11 protein-coding genes are annotated in these 9,160 nt (G+C 42.2%); 3 read left to right on the top strand and 8 right to left on the bottom strand.

The window, feature by feature from the left end; translation table 11 throughout:
- Nucleotides 1-1,311: magnesium transporter (gene mgtE, locus P8O70_14495; GenBank protein ID MDG2198060.1), on the top strand; the 1,311-nt coding region annotated here is incomplete at its 5' end.
- Nucleotides 1,312-1,320: 9 nt separating this feature from the next.
- Here the strand turns inward: mgtE and P8O70_14490 are convergent.
- From P8O70_14490 to P8O70_14470, 5 genes are all read right to left on the bottom strand, one after another.
- A complete protein-coding gene (locus tag P8O70_14490) occupies nucleotides 1,321-2,286 on the bottom strand; it encodes a FliM/FliN family flagellar motor switch protein (protein ID MDG2198059.1) in 966 nt (321 codons plus the stop codon).
- Between the two features lie 11 nt (nucleotides 2,287-2,297).
- Complete coding sequence (locus P8O70_14485) at nucleotides 2,298-3,167, bottom strand: FliM/FliN family flagellar motor switch protein (protein MDG2198058.1); 870 nt, start codon at nucleotides 3,165-3,167, stop codon at nucleotides 2,298-2,300.
- Nucleotides 3,168-3,644: 477 nt separating this feature from the next.
- Nucleotides 3,645-3,965: an ADP-ribosylglycohydrolase family protein gene (locus P8O70_14480; GenBank protein MDG2198057.1), complete on the bottom strand. Its 321-nt coding sequence runs from the start codon at nucleotides 3,963-3,965 to the stop codon at nucleotides 3,645-3,647.
- 69 nt (nucleotides 3,966-4,034) lie between these two features.
- Complete coding sequence (locus P8O70_14475) at nucleotides 4,035-4,265, bottom strand: hypothetical protein (GenBank protein ID MDG2198056.1); 231 nt, start codon at nucleotides 4,263-4,265, stop codon at nucleotides 4,035-4,037.
- Nucleotides 4,266-4,280: 15 nt separating this feature from the next.
- Nucleotides 4,281-4,649: an ADP-ribosylglycohydrolase family protein gene (locus P8O70_14470; protein MDG2198055.1), complete on the bottom strand. Its 369-nt coding sequence runs from the start codon at nucleotides 4,647-4,649 to the stop codon at nucleotides 4,281-4,283.
- 16 nt (nucleotides 4,650-4,665) lie between these two features.
- Here P8O70_14470 and P8O70_14465 point away from each other — a divergent pair, with 16 nt between their 5' ends.
- Nucleotides 4,666-5,073 carry an MAPEG family protein gene (locus P8O70_14465; GenBank protein ID MDG2198054.1) on the top strand — a complete coding sequence of 136 codons (408 nt, stop codon included), beginning with the start codon at nucleotides 4,666-4,668 and terminating at the stop codon, nucleotides 5,071-5,073.
- A 6-nt stretch (nucleotides 5,074-5,079) separates the two neighbouring features.
- Nucleotides 5,080-6,318 carry a hypothetical protein gene (locus tag P8O70_14460; GenBank protein MDG2198053.1) on the top strand — a complete coding sequence of 413 codons (1,239 nt, stop codon included), beginning with the start codon at nucleotides 5,080-5,082 and terminating at the stop codon, nucleotides 6,316-6,318.
- A gap of 73 nt (nucleotides 6,319-6,391) precedes the next feature.
- Here the strand turns inward: P8O70_14460 and P8O70_14455 are convergent, their stop codons facing one another.
- The 3 genes from P8O70_14455 to P8O70_14445 all read right to left on the bottom strand — a co-directional run.
- Nucleotides 6,392-7,138, bottom strand: coding sequence for a response regulator transcription factor (locus tag P8O70_14455; protein MDG2198052.1), 747 nt, complete (start codon nucleotides 7,136-7,138; stop codon nucleotides 6,392-6,394).
- Nucleotides 7,139-7,383: 245 nt separating this feature from the next.
- On the bottom strand, nucleotides 7,384-8,667 hold the full coding sequence (hisD, locus tag P8O70_14450; GenBank protein MDG2198051.1) for a histidinol dehydrogenase: 1,284 nt from the start codon (nucleotides 8,665-8,667) through the stop codon (nucleotides 7,384-7,386).
- Between the two features lie 96 nt (nucleotides 8,668-8,763).
- On the bottom strand, nucleotides 8,764-9,160 hold a 397-nt coding region (locus P8O70_14445; GenBank protein MDG2198050.1), incomplete at its 5' end, for a hypothetical protein.

Below are 9,160 nucleotides of genomic sequence, written 5' to 3'. Positions count from 1 at the left end.
GAGAAAAACGATTTTTTGCAAAGTTTACTCAAGGATCTTAGCACCTTTGACATTGCTGCTGCAATGCTTCAGTTAAAAACAAAGTACCAAGTTCAGATTCTAGCCACACTGCCCGAAGATCGTGCATCAGAAGTTTTAGCTGAGATGAGTTCAACCCCACTTCCACTTTCAGATCTGGTTGCCGAGTTACCCCCAGAGCAACTGGGTGGCTGGGTCAGCGAAATGCCAAAAGATGACGCTGCAGATTTTGTTGGGTTGATGGATGCCCAACAAGCTGACGAATTGCTTCAATTACTGCCAGAACACCAAAGAGAAGAAATTACCTCTCTTCTGCAATACGCCCAGGATACTGCCGGGGGTATAATGAATCCCTATGTGATTTCTGTGCAAAAAGAGCAATCGGTAGATGAGGCCATTCGGAGCATACGCCAGTATATTGAACTGCAAAATTCGATGCAGCCATTCTATACGGTTTATGTTGTTGATGAATTTCAACATTTGATTGGAACTGTAGCTGTCACACAGCTATTGCTTGCCAAGAGGCAAACACTTATCAGCGAAATGATGAACCCTGATGTGATTGCTGTTGATGTGGATTTGGATCAAGAAGAGGTCGTGCAGATTGCCAAGGAATACGACTTGGTTGTAGTTCCAGTGATTGACAAATATCTCCGTTTGATTGGCAGAATCACAATTGATGACTTAGTAGATGTGATCTATGAGGAGCATCAGGAAGATATTGCACAGATCAGTGGAACTGCGAAAGAAGAAGTGTTGGAAGTGTCACTAATTAAAACTGTTCGTGAGCGTCTACCCTGGCTAATGCTTGGGATGCTAGGTGGCAGCCTAACCGCTTTAGTAATGAGAGGTTTTGAACATTCATTGATTGATATTCCCCAAGTGACTTACTTTGTGCCCCTTATTGCAGCCATGGCTGGGAATATTGGGATTCAATCGTCATCCATTGTTGTTCGGGGTTTAGCTACGGGAGCAATAGGTACTGGAGACTTGATCATGAGAGTTTGGAGAGAACTACGAGTGGGTGTTCTGTTAGGAATTGTCTGTTCAATCGTGCTTGGTTTTATGACCTTCTTATTGACTTGGAGTCCTGGGATGGCTCTGACCACTCCAGTTTCACTACTAATTATTCTCTGTTTTGCGGCTGTGGTAGGTTCGGCAGTTCCGATTCTACTGAAGAGAGCGAACATAGATCCCGCACTAGCAATTGGGCCGTTCATCACGACGATGAACGACTTGGTTGGTGTTTGGATCTATTTAACGATTGCTTTTCAGGTGGGAGACTGGCTCTGAAATTTGAGCCTAGCTTTTGTTGCCCCAGTGGAGATTTTGGAAGGATTTTTGTGTACTCTGTGTAGTCTGCTTCAAAGTATCAAAGTCGTCTGTAACCTGCACACTAAATTTACCGTTCGAATTACCAGCCTCTCCAATCATCATTGGCAAGTCATTGATTTTGATAATTGCTTTTCCTGAGTAGGGAACTGAAATTGGGAGAACCTGTCCTACTTTCAACAACACCCCATTTCTATCACCTAATTCAACTGTACCCAACTCGGCTTTGACCTCATAGCACATATCCAACAGCAGTTGTTGAAAATGATTCTCAACATCCTCTAGGAAATGATCCATAGATTCTGGAGGCAGCACTCTTCTATCATCTAGTTTAGATAGTAGTGGATGAACAACACAATAGGGAATACAGATGATCAGATAGCTCTCAAATCCTTCCGAGCGGAAACGGAGGGTTCCCAGAAGGCAACGTTCGAAAGGAAGCATCACCTTAGCGCGCATTGGGTGGGTTGTGATCCGCTTTAGGTGTAGTGGCAGTTCACCAATATTGAACCAGCAGCCTTCTAAGTCAGTAACAATCTGAGAAACGATATCAAACAATGACTTTTGCGTCTCAGAATTTAATTCTGCCACATCTAAGGGCACTGTGTTTTCAAGTGTATCCGGATCTCGATCGATACAGGCTTGGGCAATCGCGTTGTCCAGAATTAGAAGCCCCTTGCCCTTTTGGTTGGACTCAAAAATATACATGGGTTGATCACCCAGCATTTTGAGTACGTCACTAAATCTGGTCCAGATGACAGTTTCAGCTTCAATTTCAAAAACTGAATGGAGGTGATCGAATAAGGTACTTTCTAGCTGGTTTGCCCATCTACGCATTACAACATCAAGCCAGCGAAAGCGACCAACGTGGATTTCGGCTTCAGCGAGAGAAAAGTCCTCTATCTCTTCTGGCAATTCTTCTGGTGAGTACAACATCAAAAAGCTCCTTATCCTTGGTGGATACCAATTACACGTACTCCCAATTTCTCCCGATTAATCACCACAATCTCACCGTGCGCAACCAGTTTGCCATTAAGTACGATATCAACCGGCTCTCCAGCTGCTTTATCTAGTTCAATCACGCTTCCGTGAGTTAGTTGGGTAATTTCCTCACCAGTCAACCGTGTTCGTGCAATCTCAACGGTAGCCTCATGGTGGACATTCATCAAAAGTTCTGTTCCCACAGACATTTCTCCAGTTACTTGCGCAGAGTTTTCAGCGACGATACCAACTGCGGCAATGCCCGCAGCTGCGGCGACAACCGGTGGTACCTCTTCTAAAATAGTTTCTTCTGACTCAGGATCAACAGTATTCTCAGGATCTGATTCAACTGGTTCTGAACTGGTCAGGAAAGGATCGGCCTCATCATCCTCTTCAATTTCAGGGGAGAAACTTGGTTCATCTTCATTCAAGTGTTCAGCGAATGGGTCTTCTTCCAGGCCATTTTCCACCTCAGCAGTTGATTCGGACTCATCCCCTCCCCCAACTGGTTCTGTATCCATAGACATTTCTTGAAGATCATCTGCCGAACCATCAACATCAAATTGCATCTCTGCATCGGCACTGACTGTTTCAGGCTCATCAACAGGTGCATCCTCACTCAGAGCATCTAATAACTCATCATCTGAATCGCCAGAATCATCCGCACCAAGACTTTCAAACTCATCTGAATCACTGCTGGCTTCTGCAGACTCATCATCGAAACCAATTTCTGAAACCTCAGACATTCCCGAATCTAAGTCCATATCGTCAAAGCTCAAACTGTCATCGTCAGTATCGAAACCGTCTAAGCTTAGATCATCATCGTTTTCTGCCATTACAGTCCTTATTCAGTTTTCAGGAACTTTCATAATTGATATGGTTCAAAAAAATTTGTTTACGTTGGAATGCTAAAATCAGTCCAATAAAAAATTTTGAAACCTTCCTGAATGCTAAGCATATTTAGTGGAAACTTGGTGACTTTCCAAGCCGGGAGATGAGCTTATCGCAACTATGGTAACTCTGACGGACAGGAATCTTTGAAACAATAATTGCTTCCTTGGATTTTGCAAGCAAAGTATAACTGAAATTATATTTGATTAATCATCTAAATTCATTCCAATTTCTTGAAATCACTTTGAAGTTTTGAAGCAATTAATAGCTTGTTAACCAGAATCGAATAGAGATCCCAAGTATTGAAAAGCTGTAACAACATCCTGTAAGGGGATGATCTGCTTAACGAAACAAAATGTAGGATGCCAAAATCAGTAACGTTAAAAGCAAGAAGGGTAAGGAACCAAATTGTTGCATCATTCTCATTCTATACTGACCAACTTATCATTCAAAAGATGGGTTAACTCACTCCAGGGATGAGTCTTCTCTATCCAATTTTGCGGTATGGCTTCAACTCCTGACAAAGTAACACAAATTGCCCCAACCTGAATAGCTCTAGAACAATTACATCTTCCCGCATGGATAATCATCCTGACGGATTCAATGAAAGATTCACCTTCCAAAAAGGCGTGGAGTGCTCCTTGAGAGGTCCCAGAAAAAGGACAAGCTTTGCCAATTCGCTCAACAAAATCTGTATGATCTTTATCCAGATGCTCAACGACCAATTCGATTTCCTCTTTCACCTTTTGTGAAAACAGCTTTGGATAATCAGTTAAAAGTTTGTTGACAGGATCAGATTCTCCATCGATTGCTCATTTCAGTAGTGTTCCTGTCACCAAGGCATGGTCGCTACAGGTTGTGCTGTTAGCTAGAAGCCTCAAAGCTTGGTTTGATTTCTCCAAAGATTCTTTTCTGGATTCAATCAACAAAACTGGGAATGCTGCGCAGAAGACATCCAACTCAGAGGTGTCTTCTGATCCAAAAGGGCCTGACTCGTTAATCAGTGATTCCTCAAAATTTTGGTCATCAAACCATTCCGCCAAGTTCCATTAATTGGATCAGGTGTTTTTTTCATCCCTTTTTCGTGTCAGCATACCGCTTATTTCGGGCTTGAAATGATTCTTCGCAAGCGGATTTAGATCCAAAATGCTCCTCGGTATTTTCAATAAAATCGAAGGATTAAATTTACCGCTATTCTCTCCAAGAGCCCTAAGCACCACGAGTGTGGTATCAAAGTTGGAGCAGTGTGCACCAGCTGGAAGAGAGTAAAATAGAGATTCACTGGTTGGCCAAAACTCTGACTGAAATCGTGTTTTTAAAAGTGATTCCATCCTTTCACGATCATAAATCCAGTGCAGGGGACAGCCTGCTGCATCGGCTACAGCTGCTCCAAGTATTGCTCCACGAATTCGATCCACTTTCTTCATTTTTTAACCAGTTCAATTGTTTGTAATTCTTATGGATTTATCGTCAACGGATTATTCTTATTATTTTCTGATCACTGCTGGCATTTTGCCTTTCGTCTTCACAGGTGTGGCAAAATATGGAATTTACAGCCGCAATGAGAATCGTGAACCAAGGACATTTCGAGCTTCACTTACTGGATACCGCAAAAGAGCCTATGCCGCTCAGGATAATTCCTTTGAGTCCTTTCCGTTTTTTGCATGCGGTGTCATCGTCGCCCATATTTGGAGCGAGCCCAGTTATTTTTTATGGATAAACTCATTGGCGGCTTTGCATGTTATGGCGCGCTGTCTCTATGGATGGGCCTATGTAACAGACAGAGACTTGATGCGTTCACTGTTTTGGTCCATCGGATTTTTTTCAGCCCTATCTCTTTATCTGGTTTAGATACCCATGGAAATTCAACGAACTAATCCAAGCCAGCTTCTCCTCTATTTTTTTCTCTTAATTTTTCTGAGTGGCATCTCCAAAGATCTGCATGCTTTCGATGGAGCCACAAATATAGATGCCTTTCACTTAAATCGAGAAAATTTTCTCGACATCCAGTCGTATTTATTTAGTGCAGCACAAGATCGAAAATGGCGTCGTGCTGAGCAAGGTTGGCGTATGACTGGTGGTAGCCTTGGACTGGACCTACTCTTTTTGAAATTCCAGTTGAAATTAATGGAACAACTGAGTCGAAGATTTAGTGCTAGTGTCAGAATTGACCATGAAGAATTTTATGAGAGAAAACCACTAAATTTTGAAATTGAGGTAGGCTGGCAGCCAAGTTCTAACTTCACACTTGGAATTGCCGGGCAACCTCAATTTGACAAACGAGATGCAGACTACGGGGCCTTCATCACTCTTGGAGACCTTCAGGAGAGCTTCCTGAGACTGCATCAACTGCAACAAAATTTATTTTATAACGAGAAAAATCTTTATGATCAATCAACTCAAGATCCCCATCCAATTGAAAACCAAGTTGAAGGCACTTGGCTTGGTGATGATTGGGAATTTGGATTTAAATGGACCGAATCTCTACCGATGAAGTTGTTGGATCCAACCGTAGCCCTGAATTTCTCACATGAAGAGACACAGCAACAACTGCTTATTGAGCATCAATGGAATCCTGATTGGACACTCGGATGGCAATGGAAAAAATTTCGTTCTGAAAAACATCGAGAAGTGACTATTTCTCCTGATCCAGCTGATCATCGGTACCAGGAGACCAGTTGGATGTCACAAATACTGCAAGCTGATGGTCCTCTAGCCCAAGATTGGTATTTGAATGCCGGTTTACGTTATGACATGTTTCAGCATCATTTACTTCAGCTAGATGCAATAAACGAAAGCGAAGAGAATATTATTCATTCCTATCAATGGTTTGGTTCTATGCGTCAACTTCTGGGCAATGAAACCGCTTGGGAAGCTGGAATTTACTTAGGTCAGGTTGATAAATCGATGACCAACTTAGAAGATTTATCGAAAAAAGAGGATAGAGGGCTCGAGGGCAAATTAAGAATTAGTTGGAAAGTCCGAAATGATTATGTGGGTGGGGGTGCTTTGATGTTTACGAGTACTTGGAATCTAGATAACTTTGCCAATGATTTTTGGGATGGTGGAAATGTTACATATCAAAGATCATTCTAAGTAATTTTAGTAAACTGTTTAAATCAAAATATCAGAAAAGTTTTGACAGATTTATTTTTTATCTAATAAATTTTTACATAAAAATTCTTTTCTCATCTTCTTGATTTGCAAATATGTAGCCTGCTCCTCGCCTAGTGCAAATATACTTCTTCTCATATCCTTCATCAAGTTTCGCTCGTAATCGGCATAAGTGATTGTCAATGACTCTCGATTCATTTGCATCAAGTCCATGTCCCCAGAGGGTGTCCATAATTCTTTGCTTACTCATCACTTCATTAGGATGTTCCATTAACAATTCTAGAAGTTCGAATTCTTTTTTCCTTAAATCAATTGAGGATCCAGCTCGCTTCACTGTTCGATTTGTACGATGAATTATCACATCACCGACTCGCAACTCAGATGAAGGAAACTTTATTTCTCTAAGCACGCTACCCTGCGCAGATTCTTCTGAGAGGCCTATTCTCCTTAAAAGAATTTCTAGCCGTAACATCAGTTCTTGCAAAGAAACATGTTTAGTAAGGTAGTCATCAGCACCAGCTTGCAGACCAACTATCCGGTCCTGAGCAGTTTCTCGGTTACTCAGTATAACAATTGGTAATGTAAATCCATACTTTCGAATCGTACGAACCATCTGTAAACCATCAGTGTCAGGCAAATTTGTCTCGAGAATCAAGACTTGGTAGTTTTGATGCCCGAATAGAAGCATCGCATCAAGTCCACCACTAACCCACGTCACTTCAAATTGGTTATTCAGAGAAGGTATCAATTTCTTTGCTTTCTCTGAATTCTCTTCAACCAGCAATATTTTTTTTCTTTCCACGTAACATTCTTAGTAAGGTTTTTTATACATTTTTTGACGAAGATAAAATTATTTACCCTTTATTTTTAATAATAAATTTTAAATGAATATCTAAATTTTACAATTTTTACAGAAAATTTTACTAAAATACCACGATCTGAAGAAGAAAATCAAAAGATCAGGAATAGCTAATCAAAGAGGAGGCTGAGAAGAGGAGAAAAGAGAGCAGATTGGACTGAGTTCGAAAAATTCTGGAAGGATTCAAATCAAAAACTACTTTCCAAACGAACCCGGATAGCTTCTGCATGTGCAAACAACTCTTCTTCTTGAGCAAAACGCATTACAGAGGGACCTTGTTGTTGGAGCTTTGACCTGGAATAAGAGAGGATTGAACTCGTCTTTACAAAATCTGATACACCAAGAGGTGAAGCAAAGCGGGCAGCACCGGAGGTAGGAAGCGTATGGTTAGGTCCTGCAAAATAATCACCCAAAGGTTCAGGGGTGTGGGGACCCAAGAAAATTGCTCCCGCGTTACGAATGCGATGTAAATCCTCCATTGGGTTTTGAGTCAGCACTTCTAAATGTTCGGGAGCGATCTCGTTGATAGCGTTAAAGATATCTTCTAAATTTTCAGCCACAATGATCCCGGATCTTTTTCGGAAGGATTCTTCGAGAATTTCCTTTCTGGGTAAGGTTGGGATCAACTCCTCCAATCTTTTTGCAACAGCCTCTGCTTGTCTTCGAGATGTTGTGACCATTACCGCACCTGCATCTGGATCGTGTTCAGCTTGGGAGAGTAGGTCTCTCACCAAGAATTCTACAGGAATGTCCTCTCGGTCACAGACCACCATGATTTCGCTTGGGCCCGCAATCGAATCGATCCCTACAAGACCGTATACCTGTCTTTTTGCCTCAGCAACGTATGCATTGCCAGGTCCAGTTATTTTGACAACTTTTTGGATGGACTCTGTACCGCAGGCAAGCGCTGCAACAGATTGTGCTCCGCCAACCGCATAGATCTCTTCGACACCGACCAAGGCGGCTGCACCACAAACCAAATGATGGGGAAAGCCAGTTCCCCGATTTGGTGGAGACACCATGACCAGTCTGGGCACTCCAGCTACCTGAGCAGGGATAACGTTCATTAGAAGTGTTGAAGGATAGACTGCTCTTCCACCCGGCACATAAACACCTGCAGCATCAACAGGAGTGACCTTCCAACCTAGCAGAGTGCCGTCTGGCTCAAATTCCATCTGACTCTGCTGCTTTTGTCTTTGGTGAAAGCGGCGAATATTATCCGCAGCCTCTTCTAAGACCGAACGAAGGCCCGTATCCATTTTTTCTAGGCAGGTCCTCAGATACTCACTTGGTACAGGGATTTGATCCAGCGATACACCATCGAACTGGCTAGTCAAATCTTTGAGAGCTTTGTCACCCTGAGCCCTTACCTGCCCAATAATCTCACGAACTCTGTTGCTGATTTCGTCAGAAAATTCTGGAGTTGTTGCTTGTTGAAAGTCTGTGAGGTTGTTGTAGATGGCTACTTTCATTTCAGTCAAACCAAGATGTTTTTCAAGAGGGGGTTGATTGTGCTAAGAAAACTTTCGCCAGAGATCCCAACAAGTTCAAGGTGAAGCAAATTCAAATTAGCATTCTGGTAAAACTTCTTGTGCAAGACCAAAACCGGTTGTCATACCCACTCTCCCAATCCTATTAACAAGCATTATTCCAGCAGTTGGCTTATAAATCCAGGGTTCTCCAGAGGGGTGACTTACATAGTTTCCTAACCAGCGTTCTGAAACCTGTGCATCGGGCAAAGTAAGAAAACTGTTCAGATAACCCCTAATAAGGTCCTCAATTTCTTTTTGACAAAAGATGGCTGGGGAGTCTCCATATTCATGGGAATTATCAACTGTGATTCTTCCATGACCATGTTGAGAAACCAAAACCTGGATTCCAAGTTTCAGTAATTTTGTATGTTCCTTGGATAAGTGATTCTTCAAAGCCTGGTGAGGCAGTAACTCGGTAAAAGCTGGATAATGA

The organism is SAR324 cluster bacterium (assembly GCA_029245725.1).
Taxonomy (GTDB): domain Bacteria; phylum SAR324; class SAR324; order SAR324; family NAC60-12; genus JCVI-SCAAA005.
Note: the sequence above shows the minus strand (reverse complement) of the source record. Positions and strands in the feature narration are given on the sequence as shown.